The 22066-nt window shown below is 57.1% G+C and carries 17 protein-coding genes and 1 pseudogene; 6 read left to right on the top strand and 12 right to left on the bottom strand.

Translation table 11 applies throughout. From position 1 onward, the window contains the following. Nucleotides 1-67: IS1 family transposase (locus CINSTRO3249_RS17955; protein WP_143146884.1), on the bottom strand; the 67-nt coding region annotated here is incomplete at its 3' end. Nucleotides 68-824: 757 nt separating this feature from the next. Next, nucleotides 825-1283: a macrodomain Ter protein MatP gene (matP, locus tag CINSTRO3249_RS02420; protein ID WP_074012029.1), complete on the bottom strand. Its 459-nt coding sequence runs from the start codon at nt 1281-1283 to the stop codon at nt 825-827. A gap of 206 nt (nt 1284-1489) precedes the next feature. Between matP and CINSTRO3249_RS02415 the strand changes: the two genes are divergently transcribed. Together CINSTRO3249_RS02415 and fabA are read left to right on the top strand one after the other, a co-directional pair. Next, nucleotides 1490-3241: a S16 family serine protease gene (locus tag CINSTRO3249_RS02415; protein WP_074012028.1), complete on the top strand. Its 1752-nt coding sequence runs from the start codon at nt 1490-1492 to the stop codon at nt 3239-3241. Between the two features lie 65 nt (nt 3242-3306). After that, nucleotides 3307-3825 (top strand): bifunctional 3-hydroxydecanoyl-ACP dehydratase/trans-2-decenoyl-ACP isomerase, encoded by a 519-nt coding sequence (fabA, locus tag CINSTRO3249_RS02410; RefSeq protein WP_074012027.1) that lies wholly within the window; start codon nt 3307-3309, stop codon nt 3823-3825. A 99-nt stretch (nt 3826-3924) separates the two neighbouring features. Here fabA and rmf read toward each other — a convergent pair whose 3' ends face one another. The 6 genes from rmf to rlmKL all read right to left on the bottom strand — a co-directional run bounded on the left by rmf (nt 3925) and on the right by rlmKL (nt 12052). Continuing rightward, complete coding sequence (gene rmf, locus CINSTRO3249_RS02405; RefSeq protein WP_071882025.1) at nt 3925-4089, bottom strand: ribosome modulation factor; 165 nt, start codon at nt 4087-4089, stop codon at nt 3925-3927. 266 nt (nt 4090-4355) lie between these two features. Beyond that, on the bottom strand, nt 4356-5021 hold the full coding sequence (gene pqiC / locus CINSTRO3249_RS02400) for a membrane integrity-associated transporter subunit PqiC (RefSeq protein ID WP_074012026.1): 666 nt from the start codon (nt 5019-5021) through the stop codon (nt 4356-4358). Further along, nucleotides 5021-6661 (bottom strand): intermembrane transport protein PqiB, encoded by a 1641-nt coding sequence (gene pqiB, locus CINSTRO3249_RS02395; protein WP_074012025.1) that lies wholly within the window; start codon nt 6659-6661, stop codon nt 5021-5023. Before pqiB ends, pqiC begins: the two co-directional genes overlap by 1 nt. Further along, entirely contained in the window at nt 6648-7925 is a 1278-nt protein-coding gene (pqiA, locus tag CINSTRO3249_RS02390; RefSeq protein ID WP_074012024.1) for a membrane integrity-associated transporter subunit PqiA, read from the bottom strand. The genes pqiB and pqiA overlap by 14 nt, the downstream gene beginning before the upstream one ends. 68 nt (nt 7926-7993) lie before the next feature. Beyond that, nucleotides 7994-9922, bottom strand: coding sequence for an ABC transporter ATP-binding protein (locus CINSTRO3249_RS02385; RefSeq protein ID WP_074012023.1), 1929 nt, complete (start codon nt 9920-9922; stop codon nt 7994-7996). 3 nt (nt 9923-9925) lie between these two features. Next, nucleotides 9926-12052: a bifunctional 23S rRNA (guanine(2069)-N(7))-methyltransferase RlmK/23S rRNA (guanine(2445)-N(2))-methyltransferase RlmL gene (gene rlmKL, locus CINSTRO3249_RS02380; RefSeq protein ID WP_074012022.1), complete on the bottom strand. Its 2127-nt coding sequence runs from the start codon at nt 12050-12052 to the stop codon at nt 9926-9928. 103 nt (nt 12053-12155) lie between these two features. Between rlmKL and CINSTRO3249_RS02375 the strand changes: the two genes are divergently transcribed. After that, on the top strand, nt 12156-13259 hold the full coding sequence (locus CINSTRO3249_RS02375) for a YcbX family protein (protein ID WP_074012021.1): 1104 nt from the start codon (nt 12156-12158) through the stop codon (nt 13257-13259). A gap of 48 nt (nt 13260-13307) precedes the next feature. Here the strand turns inward: CINSTRO3249_RS02375 and CINSTRO3249_RS02370 are convergent, their stop codons facing one another. From CINSTRO3249_RS02370 to pepN, 3 genes are all read right to left on the bottom strand, one after another. Then, nucleotides 13308-13856 (bottom strand): cell division protein ZapC, encoded by a 549-nt coding sequence (locus CINSTRO3249_RS02370; protein WP_074012020.1) that lies wholly within the window; start codon nt 13854-13856, stop codon nt 13308-13310. Nucleotides 13857-14024: 168 nt separating this feature from the next. Further along, nucleotides 14025-15035, bottom strand: a complete 1011-nt coding sequence (gene pyrD, locus CINSTRO3249_RS02365) for a quinone-dependent dihydroorotate dehydrogenase (protein WP_074012019.1) — start codon at nt 15033-15035, stop codon at nt 14025-14027. Nucleotides 15036-15313: 278 nt separating this feature from the next. Then, a complete protein-coding gene (gene pepN, locus CINSTRO3249_RS02360; RefSeq protein WP_074012018.1) occupies nt 15314-17938 on the bottom strand; it encodes an aminopeptidase N in 2625 nt (874 codons plus the stop codon). A 291-nt stretch (nt 17939-18229) separates the two neighbouring features. Here pepN and pncB point away from each other — a divergent pair, with 291 nt between their 5' ends. From pncB to CINSTRO3249_RS02345, 3 genes and pseudogenes are all read left to right on the top strand, one after another. Next, complete coding sequence (gene pncB, locus CINSTRO3249_RS02355; protein WP_125933099.1) at nt 18230-19453, top strand: nicotinate phosphoribosyltransferase; 1224 nt, start codon at nt 18230-18232, stop codon at nt 19451-19453. Nucleotides 19454-19686: 233 nt separating this feature from the next. Then, entirely contained in the window at nt 19687-21087 is a 1401-nt protein-coding gene (gene asnS / locus CINSTRO3249_RS02350; protein ID WP_074012017.1) for an asparagine--tRNA ligase, read from the top strand. Nucleotides 21088-21388: 301 nt separating this feature from the next. Beyond that, nucleotides 21389-21718, top strand: a pseudogene (locus tag CINSTRO3249_RS02345) (porin); the annotation flags it as partial. Nucleotides 21719-21828: 110 nt separating this feature from the next. Here CINSTRO3249_RS02345 and CINSTRO3249_RS02340 read toward each other — a convergent pair. Beyond that, a partial coding sequence (locus CINSTRO3249_RS02340; RefSeq protein ID WP_143146883.1) for an integrase core domain-containing protein occupies nt 21829-22066 on the bottom strand: 238 nt, incomplete at its 5' end.

Here is a 22066-nt window from a genome sequence, read left to right as displayed (position 1 = left end):
GACTAAGGCCATGTCGATAAATTTCATCTGAATGGCAGCGAGGACAATGAACAGAAACTGTAACCACGTGGAAACCTCAAATAGAGGCAGAATATCACAAAAGTCAACTATTTGAAGGCATTACCGAAAAATTGACTAACCTGGCAAAAGAAAATAACAAGGTACGATGACGGTAACAGGATCCAACACGTCTTCCCTGATGTCACGCCATTCGGATGAGGGATACGGGGACGTGAGGGAGGCCACGTTAGACGACCACCGGCCTAACGGCCGGCGTGGCCCGGCCGTTAGGTCTCAGCCTATCGGCCTGCACCATCGCCGCTGCTAATGCACTCGGGGATGTCGTCGTCCGGGCTGACGTCTTGGGCGGCGTCATCCGATCAACACCCGCATAGCGCGCTTAATGACCGCCAGGCGATACCCCTCATGATTCGCGTTTGTTTTCAACACCAGGCTTGGCCTTGCGCCTTCTTTACCCTACCGCTGCGCCAGGGTTACCACAGAGGGCACGGCCCCCCTTGCCCTGCCAATCACAACGCGTGGTCATAGGTCAGCGTTCTTTATTAACACTGTCGCAAAGCGCCGGCGAGACGGTGACAAAAAGGTATTGACCCCGCTGATGGCAACGTTTGCATCTCTTGACATGGCCGGCGGTGCAAGCATCACCCCCGCTCGCGACGCTTTGCCACAGGATTGTGGCGCGCGAATTCAATCCGCCCAGGGCGGGTCATACAGCACCCCACAAAGGCGTCTGACGGTATGGGGCGGAGTGGAGGTAGATCTTTGCCGGCGTAATGCTGCTAGAGGCCAGCCTTGTGCGGCAATCAGGTGTTTTTCTCGCCGAGGATAGCTTTAAGGTCACTGCGCAGGGAAGACAGGGTTTTGTCGTATTTTTCCTTACGTTCCGCATCTTCCAGCAGGGTGACAATGGTTTCTGACAGGGTGTTCCCCCGCCGCTGAGCCAGCGCCGCCAGCCGTTGCCAAACCAGATATTCCAAATCGATGGATTTCTTACGCGTATGCTGGTGTTCGGCGTTGAAATGCCGCTTGCGCCGCGCGCGAATGGTTTGCTTCATGCGGTTTTCCAGACCGGGATGCATGGATTCGCGGATCCATTTCAGGATCTTTTCCGGCTGGTGCTGATAACTGATAAGCTGCTGGGCAGATTCGGCTGCCGCGCTGTTTTCTTCGTGACGGGAGATGCGCTCCCCTTCACGGTGTTTTTTAATCAGGTATTTCCACTTCCAACCGGTTTCCAGATTTTCAAGCTGCTGGTATTTCATGGGAGCGCACCTGTGACCGTGTAACCTGCACCCGATGATAACATTGTTGGTTGTTATTTCACTAATATTTGTCGGTGCCGACCTTTTGCGCCCTTGCATCGGGCTGTTGGGACAATGATGGCGCGGGAAGGAAAAGAGGCCGAGACGAAGCAATGTCTCTTCTTGTATAATCAGCGTTTCCCTGAACAGCGACGCTATTTATCATTTTGACCAATAAAAAATTAGAATGGAAATATTTACTGCCCGATCTGGCCGGTTTCGCGGCGGTATTTGACCAACCCTGCCCGCCTTTGTCCGCCCCTTTGGCAACGCTTCAGGCCCGTCTGACGGACGGGCTGACGCAATTTTGCCACTCACGCACGCCCAGCCGGTTCATGCTGCTGACGGCACAGGAAGAGGAGGACTACTTTCAGCTGATTGCCGAGACGGTTAAGCAGATCCTGCCGGCGCCAGCTCAGCCGATGGGCAGCCGCTATGTCGTGACCGGTATGGGCGTCAGCGCACAGCCGGCGACCAAGCCGGAGGATAACTTCGCCGCCCGCGATGTTTGCGTGTGGCAGTCCTGGGTGGAATACGAACAGCTGTTCGGTGCGCTGCGCTGCTATCGGGATGTCATCGATCTGCAGCCGGGCCTGGTCCATAACGCCAACGGCGGCGTCCTTATCGTCGGGGTCCGCGCCCTTACCAGCCAGCCTCTGCTCTGGCTGCGGCTTAAGCAGATGATTCTACAGCAGCGCTTCGATTGGCTACCGGCGGACGAAAGCCGTCCGCTGCCGGTTTCCGTCCCGTCGATGCCGCTCAACTTACGGCTTATCGTGCTTGGCGATCGCGAGGGGTTGGCCGACCTGAACGATCTGGAGCCCGAACTGACCCGTCTGGCGCTCTATGGCGAATTTGAGTCCGAACTGCGCATCACTGACGCCGAGGAGATGACGCAATGGTGCGCCTGGGTCAACATGCTGGCCCAGCGCCAGGGGCTAGGGGCGCTCACCGCCGATGCCTGGCCAACGTTGGTACGGCAATCAGTGCGTTATAGCGGCGATCAATCCCAGCTACCGCTGTGTCCGCAGTGGCTTACCCGGCGGCTGAAAGAGGCAGCGCTGTATGGCTCCCAGCAGGCGCTGACCGCCGCGGCGTTTACCGACAGCGAACGTACCCGTCTTTGGCGTGAGAGCTATCTCAGCGAGCGGATGCAAGATGAGATCGCCGAAGGCCAAATTATGGTGGAAACGGAGGGTCTGGTGGTGGGTCAGGTTAATGCGCTCTCGGTGCTGGATTTTCCCGGCCATCCGCTGCCGTTCGGCGAGCCGTCGCGCATTAGCTGCGTGGTGCATTTGGGCGATGGTGAGATAAACGACGTCGAGCGCAAAGCGGAACTGGGCGGTAATCTTCACGCCAAAGGCATGATGATCATGCAGGCGTTTTTGATGTCGGCGCTGGAGCTGGACCAACAGCTGCCCTTCTCCGCCTCGCTGGTTTTTGAGCAGTCCTATGGTGAGGTGGACGGGGACAGCGCTTCGCTGGCGGAGGGGGTTGCACTGATTAGCGCGCTGGCGGATAAACCCATTAATCAACAAATCGCCGTCACCGGCTCGGTGGATCAATTCGGCCGCGTCCAGCCCATCGGCGGCGTGAATGAAAAAATAGAAGGCTTTTTTGCCCTGTGCCAGGCGCGTGAGCTGACCGGCGCCCAAGGGGTGATTCTTCCCACGGCCAATGTGCGCCATCTTTGCCTGCACGACGATGTTATCGAGGCGGTGCGCGAGGGGCAATTTTCCCTGTGGGCGGTGGATACTATCGATGAAGCGTTGGAAATTCTGACCGCGATGCCGTTTGACCACGACAAGCGTCCAAGTCTTCTCGCCGCGATACGTGAGCGTATCGCCAATGTTAATCTGCACGAACGGCAACGTTTGCCCTGGGGCTTCCGCTGGCTTAACTGGTTTAACCAGAGCTAAGGGAATTGTCAGCGGCCGGCATGTCGGGTAATGTGCGGGACTCAATAATTAAGGTTTAGAGAAATATGGTAGATAAACGCGAATCCTATACAAAAGAAGATCTGCTGGCGTCCAGCCGCGGCGAACTGTTCGGCAAAGAGGGCCCGCAATTGCCGGCGCCGACGATGCTGATGATGGACCGAGTGGTCAAAATGACCGAGGACGGCGGCAATTACAATAAAGGTTTCGTGGAAGCGGAACTGGATATTCACCCGGATATGTGGTTCTTCGGTTGTCATTTCATCGGCGATCCGGTCATGCCCGGCTGTTTGGGTCTGGACGCCATGTGGCAGTTGGTCGGTTTCTATTTAGGCTGGCTGGGCGGTGAAGGCAAAGGCCGCGCGCTGGGCGTAGGCGAAGTAAAATTTACCGGGCAGATCCTGCCAAGCGCGAAAAAAGTGACTTACCGGATCCATTTTCGCCGCGTGATTAACCGCAAACTGGTGATGGGTATGGCGGACGGGGAAGTGCTGTGCGACGGGACCGTCATCTATACCGCGAGTGACCTCAAAGTCGGCCTGTTCAAGGACACCGCCGCCTTCTGATGCCCCTGCCGGCATGGCGTTGAGCGCTGTCGGCGCGCTTGCCGAGCCGTGCGTAAAAAAAACCTCCGCACCAGGCGGAGGTCGTTCTTGGATGACGAATCAGATTACCGATCGGTCTTCCATGGCTTTGCGCCAGCCTCCCAACCAGTGAGAGCGTGCGTCAAGTGATTGATATGGACAAAGTTCACGGGTGCGCCCTGACAGACCCGCTTGATAGCCGCGTGAATGAGCACGTTCAAGGCGATCTCGTTTTTGTCTTTTCATAGGTTTATCCCTCATCATCTTGGCTGGTTGAAAGAAAACGGTAACCCCGAAGGTCGAGGTTACCCTTAATTTTTAACGAGAAAAGCGCGGAAGATCAAACCGTGGCGTCATAGATTTGTCATCTACCGCAGGCAATATTGACAAATCTCTCGGCCCAAAAAACGACAAAGGGCGCGTTAAGCAGCTGAATTGCTTCTTGTGTCGGCAACGCCGGTCGGGACCCCTCATTGCCGCCGGAGACATATGCAAATGCTTATAACAAATAATTATTTACTTATAGCTGTAAATTCTTTCGCCACCTGCTGACCCACTTGGTCCCAGCCCTGCGCCAGCGTGCGCACCAGCGCGTCGTAGCCATCCTTTTCCTGCGGCAACGCCAGATCAAACGGTTGACGGATGACGCGCCCGTTAACCGTCAACAACCACACCCCCTGCACGACCGCGCGCCCATCATAGCGCCCGTGAAAACCGGTGAGGGTGACCGTCAGTTCACTGCCGTCATCGCGGCTGCCGATGGGCTGGGAGGAAACCAACGTGCCCGGTAGCGCAGCGCTTAGGTCCGCCACCAGCGCTTGCTGTAGCTGTTGTTCCAGCGGGCTGGCCCACAGATTGCTGTGTGCGGTGGTGTACTGGACGTCACTGGTCTGATACACCAGCCCGTTGCCGGCCAGGAAATCCGCCACCGACACCTGCGCGATCCAAAGCTTGCGATGTTCACCGGCGCTTTCGGCGCGAAACGGCGTGGCGGCCTCGCCCTGCGCATCGGCCACACCGCCCGCTTCAGATGCCAAAGCGCCTGGCTGGACGGAGGAGAGCGTGGCCGCGGTGGTGCTTGCCTTGTACGGCAGCTGATAGTAGCTGTTACCGTCGCCGCTGGCGCAGGCGCCGAGCAACAATACCGCCGCCAGCGCCAGAAGTTTCCCTTTTAGCATTATTTCGCCCTCTTCGGCTGTGGATCTTTACCTTTATCCGCTTCAAAAACCAGCGCGTTACTTTTGTTATTCAGCGTTCGCAGCACCGGCTGCAGCTCACGCAGCACCTGATCGAGCCGCTGCATGTCCGCCACCATTTTATTGTAGGCGGGCGCGCCGGGCTGGAAGCCTTTCATGCTACGGTTCAGCTCTTTCAGCGTCTGTTGCATGTCCTGAGGCAGCTGCTGCATCGATGCGCTTTCGGTGATTTTGTTCACGGCTTTCAGCGTGCGCTGTAGCTCCTGTAGCGTGCTGCGGCTTTGCGCCAGCGTGCTGGTCGCCTGATTAAGCATCGGATCCAGCGGCAGCGCGTTAATTTTATCAAGCGTAGCGGTCAATTTCTGCTGTATCTGCGCCAGACCGGCGCTGGTCGTCGGCATGACCGGGTAACCCTTGACGGTTTTGGGTCCCTGCCAGGCTTTGGCCTGCGGGTAAAAGTCCAGATCGACATACAGCGCGCCGGTCAGCAAATTAGCGCTCTTGAGCGCCGCGCGGAACCCTTGCCCCTCGGCCGCGACCAGGCGCTTATTGATATCAAAGTTTTTGCCGACCTTGCTGATAAAGCGATCCGGCTCAATGCGAATCAGCACCGGAACGCGGTAGTCACCGTTCATTTCCTGATCGGCGCTGACGGTAGCGAACGGCACCTCCGCCACGGTCCCGAGCCGGATACCGCGAAACTCTACAGGCGCCCCCGGCTGCAGGCCACGAATCGAATCATCGAAGAACAGCACATAGTCCTGGTGTTCGGTATAAAGGGAATCGGCGATATCATTTTTATTATCGAACAATTGGTAACGTTGCTGCTCTTTGGCCGCGTTGCCGAGTTCCCAGCCGGTGGGTACATCGAAACTGACGCCGCCGGCAAATAAGGTGGTCAGCGACCCCATTTCCACACGCATGCCCGAGGCCGACATATTTAGCGCCACGCCGCTGTCTTTCCAGAAACGCACGTTATTTGTCACCAGGCTGTCATAGGGCGCGTTGACAAACAGCTGGTAATTCATCATGCGCTTAAGCGGGTCAAAGTGGCTGGTTTCCACCGTGCCGACCCGAAAGCCGCGAAACAGCACCGGGTCGCCGGCGCTCAATTGGCCGGAACGATCGCTGTCCAGCTGGATACGAATGCCGCGCGCGTCAGGGGACGCCAGCGGCGGCGCGTCCAGCAAGGTGAATTCCCGCGACGTCTCGGCGCTGGAACCGGGCTGCAGCTGGATGTAGGCGCCGGATAACAAGGTCCCCAATCCCGACACCCCTTCCTTGCCGATCTGCGGTTTCACCACCCAGAACGCCGAATCCTTATTAAGCACCTTTTCCATACCGTTATAGATGCGCGCTTTGATTTCCACCTGACGCAGATCCTCAGTCAACATCACGCTTTCGACGGTGCCGACATCGACGCTGCGGCTTTTGATGGCGGTTTTACCGGCCTCGATGCCGTCGGCGTTGCTGGTCGTCAGGGTAATAACTTTGCCCTGATGGCTGAAGTGGTAGAACAGGATCCAGGCGCCGATAAGCACGGTGACAATGGGAATGATCCACACCGGCGACCAGCGCTTGATCTTCTCCACCCGGGCTTCCTGATAATTATTTTCCGTCAACGGTCGACTCCTTTAACGTATATTGCACAGCCCTGTCCCACAAAAGACGGGGATCAAATGTTTTGGCCGCTATCATGGTCAGAATAACCACGGCGGCAAACAGCAGTACGCCGATGCCGGGGCTGATGCTCATCAGCCTTCCCATGCGCACCAGGCCGGACAGGACAGCAATAACAAAGACATCAATCATCGACCAGCGGCCGACGAACTCCACCACCTCATACAAGATATGCATCCGCTCGCTGTCGGACGCCTTGCGCTCTCCGCTGCCGGCGGCGTCCCAGCACAGCCACCCCAGCGCGATCATTTTCAGGCTAGGCACCATGATACTGGCGATAAAAATCACCAGCGCCACCGGGATCGAACCGTCCTCCCACAGCAGAATAACGCCGGCCATGATTGTGGAATTGAGTCGGTTACCCAGTCCATCGGTAATCATAATCGGCAGTAGATTAGCCGGGATATACAGCATTACTGAGGTCAACAGCAGCGCCAGCGTCCACTGCAGGCTATTGCTACGGCGCGCGCCCTCGCGGGTGTGGCAGCGTGGGCAAGTAACGGTGTCAGCGGGCAGAATAAGGGTGCAACAGCTACAGGCGCGTATGCCCTGCGCCAGACCGCCTTGCCCGGGCTGGAAACGTTTTACCGGCGAGGTAAAGGGCATAATGACGTTCCACAACCACCGCGGGTCGACGCACTGTAGCGCTCGCAACTGCAGCAAGCAAAAGAAACAGAAAGGAATAAAACTATTGCCAATACCAATCTGACCGTAGGCCATTAATTTGACAAAGCTGACCAGCACCCCGACCAGAAAAATCTCCGCCATTCCCCAGCTGCGCAGTGCAAATAACAGTTTGGCCAGAAATGCCTTCAGGCGAAACGGCAGCGGCACATTCATGCATAACACGATAATCAATAGCATACATAGGGCGGGGATGGCCTGCACGAACAGCAAAAAAACGCCGGCCAGACTGGAGAAATGATCGCTCACCATCACCAGGGGAATTTGCGGCAAGGTTATTTGGCGCCTCAGCCCGGAGACTTCCATATTGACGAAAGGGAACAGATTGGCCAGCCCCTGCATCACCAGCGCGCTAATCGCGAACCCCACCGGCTGGCGTTTCGGGTCCGGCCAATAGCTCTGCAAGGTATTGCGGCAGCGCGGGCAACTCCCCTTTTGGCCGGGCGACAGCGGCGGCAGCGCCACCAATAAATCACAGTGCGGACATAGCACAGGGTGCTGATGTCGGGGATGACTGCACACGCCTACCTCCTCTTGTACACGTTGCTTGCGCGAGTAAACGGCGGCCGGCGCAAGCCGTCCACCATGGCCTAATCCGCTGCGCCGTTCTGTTGCACTTCCAGCGTTTCCCAGCGGGTGAACGCCTGTTCAAGCGCCTCCTCCGCCTGTGCGATCGCACTCAGCACGGGCTGCGTTGTTTCATGGGGTTGGCTAAAAAAGTCCGGCGCCGCCATTTGCGCCTGCAGTCGGCCGATTTCCTGCTCCAGCTTCTCGATCTGCCCCGGTAACGTTTCCAGCTCCCGTTGCAGGTTATAACTGAGTTTGCCCCCGCCGCGTTTGGCAGAAGATGGGATGGCGCCGGTGGCGGGCGCCGGCGTCGATGGCGCCGGTGCCGGCGGCGCCTTTAACGCACGGCGATTGCTGCGTTGCTGCTGGGCGTCAAAATAGCCGCCGACATAACGTTCAATGCGCCCTTCTCCGGTAAAAATCCAACATTCGGTGACCGAATTATCCACGAACTGACGATCGTGGCTGACCAGCAATACGGTGCCTTGATAACTGTCGAGTAGCTCTTCCAGCAGTTCCAAGGTTTCGACATCGAGATCGTTGGTGGGTTCGTCGAGGATCAGCAGGTTGCTGGGACTCAGAAACAATCGCGCCAGCAATAACCGGTTACGCTCACCGCCTGAAAGCGCTTTCACTGGCGTCATTGCCCGTTTCGGATGAAATAAAAAGTCCTGCAGATACCCCAATACGTGACGCGAACGGCCGTTGACCATCACCTCCTGCTTACCCTCGGCCAGGTTGTCCATCACGGTCCGTTCCGGGTCGAGCACCGCGCGGTACTGGTCGAAATAGGCAACTTCCAGTTTGGTGCCGCAATGCACGCGGCCGCTGTCGCTGTCGGCGCGAAGCTGGCCCAGCATCAATTTCAGCAGCGTGGTTTTGCCACAGCCGTTGGGGCCAATAAGCGCGATTTTATCCCCGCGCTGCACCTGGGCGCTGAAGTTGCTTATCAACCGTTTCCCGTCAATGCCATAACTGACATCGTCCAGTTCAAAGACGATTTTGCCCGACCGCGCCGCCTCTTCCACCTGAATCTTGGCGCTGCCCATCACCTCGCGCCGTTCGGAACGCTCTTGGCGCAGCGCTTTAAGCGCGCGCACCCGCCCTTCATTGCGCGTGCGCCGGGCTTTGATCCCCTGACGGATCCACACCTCTTCCTGCGCCAGTTTGCGATCAAACTCGGCGTTTTGCAGCTCTTGCACCCGTAGCTCTTCCTCTTTCCCTTCCAGGTATTTGTCATAATTGCCCGGCCAGGAAACCAATTTGCCGCGGTCCAGATCGACGATGCGGGTTGCCATGGCGCGGATAAACGACCGGTCATGGGAAATGAAGATAATGCTGCCGGGGAACGTCTTTAGGAATGTTTCCAGCCAATCGATGGTTTCAATGTCCAGATGGTTGGTCGGCTCATCGAGCAGCAACACCTGCGGCTCGCACACCAGCGCGCGACCTAGCGCCGCTTTACGCAACCAGCCGCCGGACAGCGACGCCAGTTGGCTGTCGGCGTCCAGACCAATCTGCGCTATGACCTCATGGATGCGTTTTTCCAAATGCCACAGATTCTGATGGTCGAGAATTTCCATCAGCCGGCCCATTTCCGCCAGATTTTTTTCGCTCGGATCCTGTTCTACCTGTTGGGAAATGGCGTGATAGGCTTTGAGTATCTGCGCCTGCGCCTCGACGCCTTCGGCGACGAAATCGAACACGCTACCGGTGACGTCCCGCGGCGGATCCTGCTGCAAACGAGCGACCGCCACGTCCTGCTCGAAAATCAGCTGACCATCGTCAAGCGGCACCTCGCGGCTCAAGATTTTCATCAACGTGGATTTGCCGGCGCCGTTGCGTCCGACCAGACAGACGCGCTCGTTGCGCTCGATGTGCAGCTCGGTGTTATCCAGCAGCGGCGCATCGCTGAACGACAGCCAGGCGCCGGAAAGACTAATTAATGACATGACTTAAAGGTCCTTGTCCGCATGGCTTATCAGCCAGCAGAGATGTATGTGGCGGTTGCGGGCGAAGTCCGGCGAGCGGGTGCGATCGGTTATCGACTGCGCCCGCAGGCCCAGCGCGGCCAGACCCGCCTCATCCAGTTGGAAACCGCGTCTGTTATTGGAAAACATGATAACGCCGCCGGGGCGCAACAGCCGTTTAAGCTGGGCCATTAGCGCCAGATGATCGCGCTGCACGTCAAAGGTGTCGGCCATGCGCTTGGAGTTGGAAAAGGTCGGCGGATCGATGAAAATAACATCGAAGGTTTCCTGCGCCATCGCCAGCCACGCCAGGCAGTCCGCCTGTATCAACCGGTGCTGACGGCCCACCAGCTCATTGCTGCGCAGATTTTTTTCCGCCCATTCGAGATAAGGTCGCGACATATCGACCGACGTGGTGCTGCGCGCGCCGCCAATGCCGGCATGGACACTGGCGCTACCGGTATAGGCGAACAGGTTGAGGAAATCTTTGCCGCGGCTCATCTCCCCCAGCATTCTGCGCGCGATACGGTGATCGAGAAACAGCCCGGTATCCAGATAGTCGGTCAAATTGACCCATAATTTGGCGCCGTACTCCTCAACCAACAGGAACTCGCCTTTCTGCGCCAGTTTTTCATATTGGCTTTTGCCTTTTTGCCGCTCGCGCGCCTTCACCACCAGCCGGCTGGCCGGTATGGCCAGCACCGCCAGGGTAGCGTTAATCACATCATACAGCCGCTGCCGCGCGCGTTCGGGGTCGATGCTTTTCGGCGCGACATATTCCTGGATCACCACCCAACTGCTGTAACAGTCGATGGCGACATTGTATTCCGGCAGATCGGCGTCATACAGCCGGTAGCAATCAAGCTTCTCCTGCGCGACCCACTTTTGCAGCGCGCGAACATTTTTGCGCAGACGGTTGGCGAAATCGGCGGCGATTTGCCCTTCCGCCTGACCGGGAGCGGCGGCGGTTTCCGCCAGCAGATAATTTTTCTGTTCGCAGTCCAGCGGGCCATTTTTCGCTTTGAAACTGCGCTCGGCACGCAGCATCAAAGCGCCGAGCAGCGCCGGCGACGCGCTGAACAACGACAGCCGCCAGCCGCCGAACTGGTTCTTCATTACCCGGCCGAGCTGGTTGTGCAGGGCGATAAGCGCCGGCTCACTCTCCAGACGCTCACCGTAAGGGGGATTGCTTACCACGGTGCCGCGCGGCCCCGCCGGCAGCGGATTAACCAACTGCGCCACCTCCCCGGCCTGGAAGGTTATCAACGTCGACACGCCGGCCCGGTGAGCGTTATGGCGCGCCTTCTCCAGCACGCGGCCATCGATATCGAAGCCGTAGAAGCGCGAGGACGTTTGCGCCAACCCGGTGCGGGCCCGCGCGCGCGCTTCGTCCAATGACGCTTGCCACAGCGCCTCATCATGCCCGGACCAGGCAGAGAATCCCCAATACGGCCGCGTCAGGCCGGGGGCGCAATCGGCCGCAATCATCGCCGCTTCAATCAGCAGCGTGCCGGAGCCGCACATCGGGTCCAGCAATGGCGTGCCGGGCTGCCAGCCGGAGCGCAGCACGATGGCGGCGGCCAGATTCTCCTTTAGCGGCGCCTGACCGGCGCCATCGCGATAACCGCGCTGGTGCAGGCTGCTGCCGCTCAGATCGAGGGATAACATCACCCGGTCTCGGTGCAGATAGGCCTGAATTCGGATGTCCGGCTGCTGGCGGTCAACATCGGGACGGCGCGCGCCGTGGCGGGTAAAGCTATCGACGATGGCGTCCTTGACCTTCAACGCGCCATACTGGCTGTTGCGTATTGCCGCGTTGGTGCCGCTGAAATGCACGGCAAAACGCTTATCGACGGTAAACAGCGACGGCCAATCCACCGCCTGCACGCCGCGATACAGGTCGCCGTCGCTGCCGACGCTAAACGTGTTTAACGGCAGGACGATGCGCGACGCCAGACGACTCCACAACAGCGCGCGGTAAAGCAACCGGTTATCCGCCTGGAAATGCACACCGCCCAGCGCGATTTTGCACGACGCGGCCCCCAGGGTTTCCAGCTCGCTTTTTAACAGTTCTTCCAAACCTTGTGCCGTGGTGGCAAACAGAGAATTCATCTGGTCACTTATTATTAATTAAAAAGAAAATCGATGCGCATTATAGCCAATCCAGCCCCATTGTCATAAAGTTGACCGTCATCACAATCGGCACGGAGGCAGAATGAGTATTTTATCGCGTTTATATGTGCATCCGGTGAAGTCAATGCGCGGATTGCAGCTGTCGCATGCTCTGGCCGGCGCCGAAGGGTTGGCGTTTGATCGCGTTTTTATGCTCACCGACGCCGACGGCACGTTCATCACCGCCCGTCAGTTTCCACAGATGCTCTTATTCACCCCGGTAATGCTGCCGGGCGGGCTGCACCTGACCGCGCCCGACGGGCAAAGCCGCATCGTGCGCTTTGCCGACTTTTCCGCCCCGGCGCAGCCGGTGGAGGTCTGGGGGAACCATTTTACCGCTTATCCGGCGCCGGAGGCCATCAATACCTGGCTTTCGGGCTATTTAGATCAGTCGGTTACCCTCTGCTGGACGGGCGAGCACAGCCACCGAAGGGTTAAACGCTTCCCTACCGTCCCGCTCTCGTTCGCCGACGGGTACCCTTATTTGCTGATAAGCGAAGCGTCCTTCTTGGATTTGCAGCGCCGCTGCCCTGCCGGCGTCACTCTGACCCAGTTTCGGCCCAATCTGGTGGTAACCGGGACCGAGGCGTATGCGGAGGATAGCTGGCATCATTTGCGTATCGGCGAGGTCGAGTTTGAAGTCGTGAAACCCTGTAGCCGCTGCGTCTTGACCACGGTCAATGTCGAGCAAGGCAATAAACATCCCCAGGGTGAGCCGCTGCGCACCTTACAAGGCTATCGCAGCGCCGATGATGGCAATGTCGATTTCGGGCAAAATATTATCGCCCGCACAACAGGCATCGTGCGCGTGGGCGATAACGTCGAGGTTGTCAGCACCCGCAAACCGCGCCGCTATCACGCCGGCAGTCCGTCTGCCGCCCCCACGCCGCCGCCAGCCGCCGACGCACCGGTGACCATCGAATATCAAGGCCGGCGTTTTACCGGTAACCAACGGGATGTTTTGCTGGAACAGTTGGAGCTGCAGGGAATACGCATCCCCTACTCTTGCCGTGCCGGAATTTGCGGCACCTGTAAGGTGAAATTATTGTCGGGTAAGATTGCGCCGTTAACGGCCAGCGCAACGGCGCAGGCGCCGTGGGTGCTGTCCTGCAGCTGCATTCCCCGCGGCGATGTACAACTGGAATAAGTCGGCCGGCGGTCAAACCGCTTAGGCTTGCGCCGGCCCCGAGCCGGCCTAGACCGCGGTCGCGTACTGCAAATCGTCCTGGCGCGACGCCGGCTGCAGCCGGTCATGCATGATCTTTATCGCGTCACCGAGGGCCATCCGGCGACCGGCCAGCGTCAGACCGGGCTGGGCCAGCACGCACAGGCTGGCGTTGTCGCCCGCCTCCGCCACCAGCAAACGGGCCCGTTCACCGCCGTCGCTGACGCACACCTGCACGCTGTCGCCCCCCAGGGGTTGCCAGGCGTCTTTGTGGTACTGCGTTTGGAAGTGCCAGCTTTTAGGCATTTGCGGTTTTAGGAAACGCAACGCCACCAGCGCATTCAGCACCAATTCAGCACGCAGAGCGTCATTAAGCGGTAATGCGCGGCTTTTATCCTCGAATTGATAATAAAGCGCGGCGTCGTCAACGCAAAAACGCGCGCGCTCGAACACATCGGGAGTCAGCATTTTCGCGCAAAAGCGCGAACGGAAAACTAATCCGTCCGACAGGTCAAGCATCATGCGGTCATGTTCAGCATCGAAAAACCAATGCCAGTTATCGCCAGGGGTGATCTTCATCCATTTACCTTTTATCACGTCGCCAATTCAGGGCCTGGTCGCTATCCGGCAAGCGTCACTTACGGAGCCGGAAATTTAATTGATCTTAAATTAGCAGTAAACGAATAAAAGATAAACGAGGCTGGATAAGAAATATGCCTCCAGCCCGCATTATTTTGTCAAGATTGGCTAAATATCGCTGACAATATCCTTTATCAAGCGCGGCCCGTGAAAAATAAAGCCCGAATAGATCTGAATAAGCGAAGCGCCGGCCGCCAGTTTTTCCCTGGCCGCGATGAGCGAATCGATACCACCGACCCCGATAATCGGTAATTTACCTTGTAACTCAGCGGACAATTGTCGGATAACGTCGGTGCTGCGCAATTGCAGCGGTCGGCCACTCAACCCGCCGGTCTGGCCACAATGATCCATGCCCTGAACTAGCTCGCGGCCGGTGCTGGTATTGGTAGCGATGACGCCGTCGATATTATGACGCACCAAACTATCGGCGACCTGGATCAATTCCGCCTCGGTCATGTCGGGCGCTATTTTAACCGCCACCGGCACATATTTGTGATGGTAGGCTTGCAGCGTCGCCTGCTTATTTTTGATCGCCAGCAACAGATCATCCAGCGCTTCGCCAAATTGCAGGGTGCGCAGACCGGGGGTATTGGGGGATGAAATATTCACCGCGATATAACCGGCATACGGATAGACTTTCTCCATACAGGTCAGATAATCATCTTTGCCCTGCTCGACCGGCGTATCTTTATTTTTGCCGATATTGATGCCCAGCACACCGCCGAAATGGGATTTTTTGACGTTCTCCACCAGGTTGTCCACGCCGTGGTTATTAAACCCCATGCGATTTATTAGACCGCCGGCTTTCACCAGACGGAACAGACGTGGCTTTTCATTACCGGGCTGCGCGCGGGGGGTGACCGTACCCACCTCGATAAAACCAAAACCCATGGCACCGAGCGCGTCGATGCAGTCACCGTCTTTATCCAATCCCGCAGCCAGACCGAGCGGATTTTTAAAGGCGATGCCCATGCAGTTGACGGTTTTTGTCGGTACCGATTGGCGCACCAGCCATTCCAGCGGGGTGCCGGTAATACGTTTAAGCTGCTGAAAGGTTAATTCATGGGCCCGTTCCGGGTCGAGCTGGAACAACGCTTGCTTGATAAGCGGGTATAACATGAGGTCTCCTGATTCCCGGTTGCAACCGGGGCGGTATTATCAATCATCGGCGCGGGAAAGGGAATCGATGATGGACCAAAAAAAGGGCGTCCCGCTGGATGCCCTTCAGATGCTACCGGATTGGCGCGCACCGTCCGAAAAAAAAGCCTCAGGACGCCAACGCCCGTTAAGCGGACAGCGCCGCGGATAAACGCGCTGCCCGGATTAGCCCCTCGGCAAAGCAGTGCAAAGGCTTGCGCCGCGAGGCGGTAATCAGCCCGTCATCCCCCGGCCGCCGCTTAAGCGTCCGCCAGCGCCTTGCTTATTTTCTCAAACAGATCCCCGGACAAGTTGTCCAGCGCTTTCAGACGCTCCAGCGCCGCACGCATCAGCCGCTGACGCGGCAAGTCATAGCGTTTAAGCCGGATCAGCGGCTCAACCATACGCGAAGCCACCTGGGGGTTGCGCGTATTCAATTCGGTCAAGATCTCGACCAAAAAGGCATAGCCGCTCCCGTCTGCCGCATGGAACGCCGCCGGATTATTGGCGGCGAAGGCGCCGATAAGCGCCCGGACACGATTGGGATTGTTGAGGCTGAAAGCGCGATGGGTGAGCAGCGATTTCACCTGTTCCAGCGCGTCCGCTGCCGGACTGGTGGCCTGCAGGCTGAACCACTTATCCATAACCAGACCGTCGTGATGCCAGCGATCATCGAACTCGGCCAGCAGCGTCGCCTGACAGGGCAGTTGCGCCGCCACCGCCGCCGCCGCCGCCATTGCCGCCAGCGTATCGGTCATGTTATCTGCCTGACGATATTGTTCGGTGGTCAAACGTACCGCACGGTCGCGATCGCCAAACGCCAGATAATGCAGGCAGCAGTTACGCAGCGCGCGCAGGCCGATATCCCGGTGCTCTACCCGATATTCCTCGCTGGGGGTAGCGCGGTAAACCGCCAGCAGCTCATCGCCGAGTTCGTTCGCCAGGCAGCTGGTCAGCGCGTCGTGAACGCTGTGAATCGCCACCGGATCCACGCTATCAAACAAACCGGCCATTTCATTTTCGCTGGGCAGCGTAAGTATCTGTGCCGCCAGCGCCGGATCCAGCGCAGGATCGAGCAAAATGCCGCGGAAAGCGTCGGCGACATGGAGCGGCAGCGTCAGCGGCTGCCCCTCCTGGTAGCGAGCCACATTCAAACGGATATAAATAGACAGCAGGCTTTGCGCCGCATCCCAGCGGGAGAAATCGCTGGTGGCGAAGCGCATCAGCATGATCAATTGCTGGTCGCTATAAGGGTAATCCAGTTTCACCGGCGCGGAAAACTCGCGCAGCAGCGAGGGGATCGGCAGCGACGGCACCTGATCGAAAATAAAGGTCTGTACGCTTTCGGTCACGTTCAGCACCGGATCTACCGGCGCGCCGGCATACTGAAGCGGGATAACCTGTCCCTGATTATCGTAAAGTTCGATATTCAGCGGTATATGCAGCGCCTGTTTTTCCGGCTGATCCGGCGTCGGCGGCGTCATTTGCGTGACGTGCAGGGTGTATTGCTCAAGCTCGGCGTTATAATCATCGCGCACCGTTACCAGCGGCGTACCCGACTGGCTGTACCAACGGCGGAACAGCGTTAAGTCGATCCCGGCCGCCTCCTCCATCGCCACGACGAAATCCTCACAGGTGGCGGCGCTGCCGTCGTGGCGGGAAACGTAGCGACGCATGCCGGCCTGAAACGCCTCTTCCCCCAGCAAGGTATGCAGCATGCGAATAACTTCCGCGCCCTTCTCGTACACCGTTAACGTGTAAAAGTTGTTCATTTCGATGACTTTATCGGGGCGGATAGGATGCGCCATCGGGCTGGCGTCTTCGGCAAACTGCGCGCTGCGCATGACGCGCACATTATTGATTCGATTCACGGCGCGTGAACCAACATCCGAGCTGAACTCCTGATCGCGAAAGACCGTCAGCCCCTCTTTTAGACTGAGCTGAAACCAGTCGCGGCAGGTAATACGGTTGCCGGTCCAGTTATGGAAATATTCGTGGCCGATGACCCGTTCGATGTTGAGATAATCCACATCGGTCGCCGTTTGCGCCCGGGCCAGCACATACTTGGCATTGAAAACGTTGAGTCCCTTGTTTTCCATGGCGCCCATATTGAAGAAATCGACCGCCACTACCATATAGATATCCAGGTCGTACTCAAGACCAAAACGGGTTTCATCCCAGCGCATGGCGCGCTTGAGGGAGGCCATCGCCCAGTCGGAGCGATCCAGATTGCCGCGATCGACAAACAGCTCTAATGCCACCTCCCTGCCGGAGCAGGTGGTGAAGCTGTCGCGCAGCACGTCAAAATCGCCGGCCACCAGCGCAAAAAGATAACAGGGTTTCGGAAAGGGATCTTGCCAGACGACCCAGTGACGGCCGTCGCCGTTATCGCCGTAATCACTATGGTTGCCGTTGGAGAGCAGGAAAGGATAGCGTTGCTTATCCGCCAGAATACGCGTAGTGAAACGCGCCAGCACATCCGGGCGATCCAGATAAAAGGTAATATGACGGAACCCTTCCGCCTCGCATTGGGTGCACAGCGCATCGCCGGAAAGATAGAGCCCCTCCAGCGCGGTATTATTGGCGGGATGAATCAGCGTCTTGATGGTCAGGGTAAAAGTGGCGGGCAACTGCTCGATGACCAGGCCGGGCGCATCCAGATGATAATGCGCCCATTCCTGACCGTCCACCCGCAGGCTCAGCAGGCGTAAATCTTCGCCGTTGAGCAGCAAGGGCGCGCCGGCCTGGCCCTGACGCACCACGGTGCTGGTTGCCGTGACGGTGGTATTTTCGGCCTCGAGATCAAAATCCAGGTGAATATCGGTAATGGTATAGTCCGGCGCACGATAATCATGGCGGTATTTGGCTTGCGGCTGTTGCGTCATAGTAAACCTTTAGGCATCAGTGTCGATTTCTGCCGTTAAGTCTATTCCTGTTAGCGGCAGGTTGCCATTGTAAAGCCCGGCAAGCACGCTAAAATGCAACGTTCGCTGAAAAATAGCGCGAGCTGGCGCAAAAACGGGGCATTTTACCGGGCGACTAACCCGCAGGACGGCACGTTTGGTCCTCGACGTTATCGCGCCAACTATGCTCTGATGTGACTACACTTATAGGATAACCGCGGCTTTTCATGGCCGTTACCCCTTTATCCGACTGAGAAAAGATGTCGTAAGAGGATGCTTGAACGCACCATGAATGTTGCCACCGATCCGATTTTAACGTCGATACTTGATACTGATGCCTACAAACTCCATATGCAGCAGGCCGTTTTCCACCGCTATCATGACGTAACGGTTAGCGCGGAATTTCGCTGCCGGGGGGACGACTTGCTTGGCGAATACGCCGCCGACATCAGCGCGCAGGTCGACATGATGCGCAGCTTGCAATTGGGCGACGACGAATATAGCTACCTGCGCGGTCTGCCGTTTTTCCAAAGCGACTATCTTGACTGGCTGCGCCAGTTCCGTTTTAACCCGGACCAGGTACGGATACGCAATCATCACGGCAAACTTGATATTCGCATCACCGGTCCCTGGCGCGAGGTTATTTTGCGGGAAGTGCCGTTGCTCGCGGTCATCAGCGAAGTGGTGCACCGCCGCCGCTCGCCACAGGTCACCACGGCGGACGCGGTAGCACGACTGCGGCAAAAGCTGCTGCATTTTCGCCGCATCAGCGCCGATCTGGACACCTCCCGTTTCCGGCTGATGGATTTCGGAACCCGCCGGCGCTTTTCGCGTCAGGTGCAGTTTGAGGTTGTCGCCGAACTGCAGCGGGAATTTCCTTATCTTATCGGTACCAGCAATTACCAGTTGGCGCGGGAACGCGGCTTGCCGCCGGTCGGTACTCAGGCGCATGAATGGTTTCAGGCCCATCAGCAGATCAGTCCGGTTCTGGCTAACAGCCAGCGTGCCGCGCTGCAGGCCTGGCTGGACGAGTACCCCGACAGGTTGGGGATCGCGCTCACCGACTGTATTACCATGGATGCATTTTTGCGCGACTTCGGGCCGGCGTTCGCCCGTGCCTACCACGGCCTGCGCCACGATTCGGGCGATCCGGTGGAATGGGGTGAAAAAGCGATTGCGCATTATCAGCAGTTGGGTATCGATCCGCTCACCAAAACACTGGTGTTCTCCGACAGCCTCGATTTTGATAAGGCCGTGATGCTTTATCGTCATTTCTGGCAACGTATCAATCTGGTGTTTGGCATCGGCACGCGGCTGACGTGCGATATTCCGTCCATTAAGCCGCTTAACATCGTCATCAAACTGGTAGAATGCAACGGCAAACCGGTGGCGAAGCTGTCGGACAGCCCCGGCAAAACGATGTGTCACGACAAAGCCTTTGTCCGCGCCTTACGTAAAGCGTTCGACCTGCCGTTGGTGGTGAAAAAGGCCAGTTGAACTCACGCCAATCCGCCCGTAGCTACCCCGCTTTCGCCCCGTTCGTCATGGCCGCCCCGCGTGGGTCATGACCCGCCGCCACCGTGGTTGCCCTCCCCCAATGCGCGCTGAAAGCAAGATTGCTGCCAGAAATATGCGATTTCCCCTTGTGGTCTTGCCGCCGCCAAGTAACATATTATGGTCCGTTAACGGGCCCAAAGCCTTTTCCTATTAACTGAGTAAGAGAGTATTTTATGAGCGTAGTGCATGTAGTCGATGTACTGCAAGGGCGCATGCCGGCTGACAGTGAAGTCACTGTACAGGGTTGGGTGCGTACCCGCCGGGATTCCAAAGCCGGAATCTCCTTTCTTGCCGTCTATGACGGTTCCTGCTTCGATCCCTTACAGGCTGTCATTAATAATACTCTGCCGAATTATCAGAACGACATTTTACGCCTGACCGCGGGTTGCTCCGTGTCGGTGACCGGCCGGGTGGTCGAATCCCTGGGCGGGGGCCAGCGTTACGAAATTCAGGCCCAGGCAATTGAAGTGCTCGGCTGGGTGGACGATCCAGACACCTACCCCATGGCGGCCAAGCGCCACAGCGTGGAATATCTGCGCGAGGTCGCTCATCTGCGGCCGCGCACCAACCTTATCGGCGCCGTGGCCCGGGTGCGTCATACCCTGGCGCAGGCCATTCACCGTTTTATGGACGAGCAAGGTTTTTTCTGGGTGTCGACGCCATTGATTACCGCCTCTGATACGGAAGGCGCCGGCGAAATGTTCCGCGTGTCCACCCTCGATCTGGAAAATCTGCCGCGCACCCCCGACGGCAAGGTCAATTACGATGAGGATTTCTTCGGCAAAGAGGCCTTCTTGACGGTTTCAGGGCAATTGAACGGTGAAAGTTACGCCTGTGCGCTGTCGAAAATCTATACCTTCGGCCCGACGTTCCGGGCGGAAAATTCCAATACCAGTCGCCATCTCGCCGAATTCTGGATGGTCGAGCCGGAGGTGGCGTTCGCTACCCTGGACGATGCCGCCGCTTTAGCGGAAGCCATGCTGAAATACGTGTTTCAGGCGGTATTGACCGAGCGGGCCGACGATATGCAATTTTTCGCCGAGCGCGTGGACAAAGAGGCGGTAAACCGTCTGAAACACTTTATTAGTGCAGATTTTGCGCAAGTCGACTACACCGAGGCGGTAAGCATTCTGCAAAACTGCGGCCAGACATTTGAAAACCCGGTTTCCTGGGGCATCGACTTATCTTCGGAACATGAACGCTATCTAGCGGAAAAACATTTCAAGGCGCCGGTGGTGGTGAAAAATTATCCCAAGGATATCAAGGCGTTTTACATGCGGATGAACGACGACGGCAAAACTGTCGCGGCCATGGATGTGCTGGCGCCCGGCATCGGCGAAATCATCGGCGGTTCGCAGCGTGAGGAGCGTCTGGACCGGCTGGATCTGCGTCTGGCGGAAATGGGCCTCAACAAGGAAGATTATTGGTGGTATCGTGATTTGCGCCGCTATGGAACCGTTCCGCATTCAGGTTTTGGATTAGGTTTCGAGAGGTTAATAGTTTATGTCACAGGAATGCAAAATATTCGTGATGTAATACCCTTCCCGCGAAGTCCGCGCAATGCCAATTTCTAAAATCCGGCATTTAATATAAGAAAAACATATATATACGTCACTAAGGCCAGCTCTGCTGGCCTTTCTCATTTTAAAGTTAGAGATATCTCACAAAGTTCCCTGAAAATTACATTTAGACATACATTTTTTTCCCACTGAAACATTATTACGACATTTGTATCATTTCCGGAGTAGATTAACGACTCTGTGAATGGAACACTGCGTGCAGACACAGGAAGACACCAAACTCTCAATAATGTTTCGTAAGAAATTATTAGCGTCAGTGGAAGGTGTCCGAATAACACCAATGAGGGTAGTAATAATGATGAAGCGCAATCTTCTTGCAGTGGTAATTCCGGCCTTATTGGCTGCCGGTGCCGCTAACGCGGCCGAAGTGTATAACAAAGATGGCAACAAATTAGACATCTACGGTAAGGCTGTCGGCCTGCACTACTTCTCCCACAGCGATAACAGCTACGGCGGTGACGGCGACCAGACTTATGCCCGTCTCGGCTTCAAAGGTGAAACTCAGATTACCGACCAGCTGACCGGTTTCGGCCAGTGGGAATACAACTTCCAGGGCAACAATTCTGAAAGCAGCGTCGACGCTCAAGACGGCAACAAAACCCGTCTGGCGTTCGCCGGTCTGAAATTGCATATTCCGGCGCAACGTGAACACCTATTCTGGTTGAAAGTGAACGCATATTCCGGCCCAAAGTGAATGAATAACCCCGAGTTTATTAGAGAGTAATTTTGGCAATACTACGCCGCTTCCTCTGATGCTAATTGCAAAGCGTAATAGTTCATTTCGGCTTCAGTAGGAGGGATGTAACCCAGCCGCCCGAGCAGCCTTCTGTTGTTGTACCAGTCCACCCAGTCCACCCAGTCCAGCGTGGCCAACTCCACTTCCGTCCGGTTTTTCCAGCTCCCGCGGTGGATAACCTCCGTTTTGTACAACCCGTTGATACTCTCTGCCATCGCATTATCGTAGGAGTCGCCG

The organism is Candidatus Sodalis sp. SoCistrobi, from assembly GCF_900143145.1.
Classification (GTDB): domain Bacteria; phylum Pseudomonadota; class Gammaproteobacteria; order Enterobacterales; family Enterobacteriaceae; genus SoCistrobi.
This window is presented reverse-complemented; position numbering and strand designations above follow the sequence as displayed.

Bases quoted from the DNA above. Each gene is read 5' to 3' on its own strand.
- CINSTRO3249_RS02375 (WP_074012021.1), top strand. From the start codon at position 12,156: ATGAGTATTTTATCGCGTTTATATGTGCATCCGGTGAAGTCAATGCGC.
- pyrD (WP_074012019.1), bottom strand. From the start codon at position 15,035: ATGTTATACCCGCTTATCAAGCAAGCGTTGTTCCAGCTCGACCCGGAA.
- CINSTRO3249_RS02370 (WP_074012020.1), bottom strand. From the start codon at position 13,856: ATGAAGATCACCCCTGGCGATAACTGGCATTGGTTTTTCGATGCTGAA.
- pqiC (WP_074012026.1), bottom strand. From the start codon at position 5,021: ATGCTAAAAGGGAAACTTCTGGCGCTGGCGGCGGTATTGTTGCTCGGC.
- CINSTRO3249_RS02385 (WP_074012023.1), bottom strand. From the start codon at position 9,922: ATGTCATTAATTAGTCTTTCCGGCGCCTGGCTGTCGTTCAGCGATGCG.
- matP (WP_074012029.1), bottom strand. From the start codon at position 1,283: ATGAAATACCAGCAGCTTGAAAATCTGGAAACCGGTTGGAAGTGGAAA.
- pepN (WP_074012018.1), bottom strand. From the start codon at position 17,938: ATGACGCAACAGCCGCAAGCCAAATACCGCCATGATTATCGTGCGCCG.
- pncB (WP_125933099.1), top strand. From the start codon at position 18,230: ATGCTTGAACGCACCATGAATGTTGCCACCGATCCGATTTTAACGTCG.
- rmf (WP_071882025.1), bottom strand. From the start codon at position 4,089: ATGAAAAGACAAAAACGAGATCGCCTTGAACGTGCTCATTCACGCGGC.
- fabA (WP_074012027.1), top strand. From the start codon at position 3,307: ATGGTAGATAAACGCGAATCCTATACAAAAGAAGATCTGCTGGCGTCC.
- asnS (WP_074012017.1), top strand. From the start codon at position 19,687: ATGAGCGTAGTGCATGTAGTCGATGTACTGCAAGGGCGCATGCCGGCT.
- rlmKL (WP_074012022.1), bottom strand. From the start codon at position 12,052: ATGAATTCTCTGTTTGCCACCACGGCACAAGGTTTGGAAGAACTGTTA.